General features: G+C 65.8%; 1 protein-coding gene. It reads right to left on the bottom strand.

Annotated elements, in window-relative coordinates:
• Positions 1-132 precede the first annotated feature (132 nt).
• Positions 133-1,926, bottom strand: a complete 1,794-nt coding sequence (locus VDP82_RS17370) for an ABC transporter ATP-binding protein (protein WP_323016075.1) — start codon at positions 1,924-1,926, stop codon at positions 133-135.
• Positions 1,927-2,162: the final 236 nt, after the last annotated feature.

The raw sequence follows: 2,162 nt of genomic DNA, 5'->3' as shown, positions 1-2,162 counted from the left end.
CAAGGCCGAGGATATCGTCAAGCGCGCCCATATCATCTGCCCCTATAGCGAAGTCAGCCGCAAAGGGTTCGACGTCAGCCTTTCGGTCGAATAGGCAAACGAGACTACCGGGGCAATTGCCCCGGTATCTTCCTAAGCCACCAGCCCCTTGGTCAGCTCCAGCGCCTGGCGCTCGAAGAGGCGGCGATAGATGCCGCCCTCGAGCCGGATGAGGCTGTCATGGGTGCCCTCCTCGACGATGCGGCCCCTGTCGAAGACCAGCAGCCGGTCGAGCGCCCGCACGGTGGAGAGCCGGTGGGCGATGACCAGCGTGGTGCGCCCAAGCATCAGCCGCTCCATCGCCTCCTGGATCTGCACCTCGCTCTCGCTGTCCAGGCTCGATGTCGCCTCGTCCATGATGAGGATGGGCGCATCGGAGAGAAAGGCGCGGGCGATGGCGACGCGCTGGCGCTCCCCGCCCGAGAGCTTGACGCCGCGCTCGCCCACCATGGTCTCATAGCCCTTGGGCAGGCGCAGGATGAAATCATGTGCATTGGCCTGGCGCGCCGCCGCCTCGATCTCATCCCGGCTTGCACCCGGCCGGCCATAGGCGATGTTCTCGGCCAGCGTGCGATGGAACAGGATCGGCTCCTGCTGCACGATGGCGATCTGGCCGCGCAGGCTCGCTTGCGTCACGCCGGCGATATCCTGCCCGTCAATGCGGATAGCGCCGGAAGTGACGTCATGCAGGCGCTGGATGAGCTTGACGAAAGTGGTCTTGCCCGAACCCGAATGGCCCACCAGCCCCACCCGCTCGCCCGGCCTTATGGTCACGGAGAAATCCTCGTAGAGCGGGGTGGCGTGGGCGCCATAGCGGAACGTCACCTGGTCGAAGACGACGCCGCCCTGTTCGATGCGGATGGCGGATGCGCCCTTGCCGTCCTCGACGCCCAGCGCCTGCGCCTCGAGCGCCACCAGTTCCTCCATGTCGTTCACCGATTTCTGCAAATTGCGGATGTGCTGGCCCACATCGCGCAGATGGCCCGAAAGCAGGAAGAACATGGTCAAAACGAAGGTGATGTCGCCTGCGCTGGCTAGCCCTCTTTGCCAGAGCAGCAGGGCCGTGCCGAGGATGGCGGTCTGCATGGCCACCATCATCACGCCCTGCAAGCCGCCATTGAGCGTGCCGCGCCGCCAGGTGCGGCGGGTGCGCCGGCGCCATTTGCCCACGACACCGGCCAATAGCGCATCCTCGCGCGCCTCGGCGCCGAAGGCCTTGACCACGCTGTTGCAACTCACCGCATCGGCCAGCGCCCCGCCCACCTTGGTGTCCCAGGCGTTGGAGAGCGAAGCGGCGGGGGCCACATAGCGCACCGACATCAGCACGGTGACGAGGATATAGACCAGCGAGCCCAGCCCCACCACCAGCCCCATGACCGGCCAGGAGCTGCCCATGAACAGGGTAGCGCCCACCAGCATCACCAGCGAGGGCAACAGGGCCAAAAGCAGCGTATCGTTGAGCAGGTCGAGCGCCCACATGCCGCGCGTGATCTTGCGCACGGTGGAGCCGGCGAAGCTGTTGGCATGCCAGTCGGTGGAAAAGCGCTGCACGCGATGAAAACCGTTGGCGGCGATATCGCTCATCATGCGCAGCGTTAGCGGAATGATGTTCATGAACGTCAATTGCCGCAGCGCTACCGAGGCCAGATAGCTGGCCGACATCAGCCAGAAGGCAGCGATGGCAGCATCCCAGCCGGAACTGCCCCCGGCCACGGCGTCGACCAGCCGCCCGGCGAAAATGGGGCTGACGGCTTCGGCCAGGGTGGCGGTCAGCACGAAAAAGGCGATGGCAGCGATGCGCACCGGCTGGTGGCGCCAGTGGCGGAAGGTGAAGCCGAGCACGTTGCGGAAGGCGTCGGCGGAAAAGGCGCTTTTCTTGCGGCTCATCTCGGATGCGTCCGGCGCCGTTTCCGGCAGCCGGCCCTCGAACGGGGGAAAAGGGACGCAGCCGGCGACGGAAACAGGCTTCCTTGCGGAAAGGGTCGGGCTGCGGAGAAGGAAAGAAACCGTGGGCGGCCGGCTAACGCTGGCAAGCCCCGACGGGGTGCGCGCTACCGGCGGGCGCCGGATAGTCGCGGGGAAACGGTGACTGTCATCATGCAACGCCTCCCTTGCTCGATTTG

The organism is Devosia sp., assembly GCF_034675085.1.
Taxonomy (GTDB): domain Bacteria; phylum Pseudomonadota; class Alphaproteobacteria; order Rhizobiales; family Devosiaceae; genus Devosia.
This window is presented reverse-complemented; position numbering and strand designations above follow the sequence as displayed.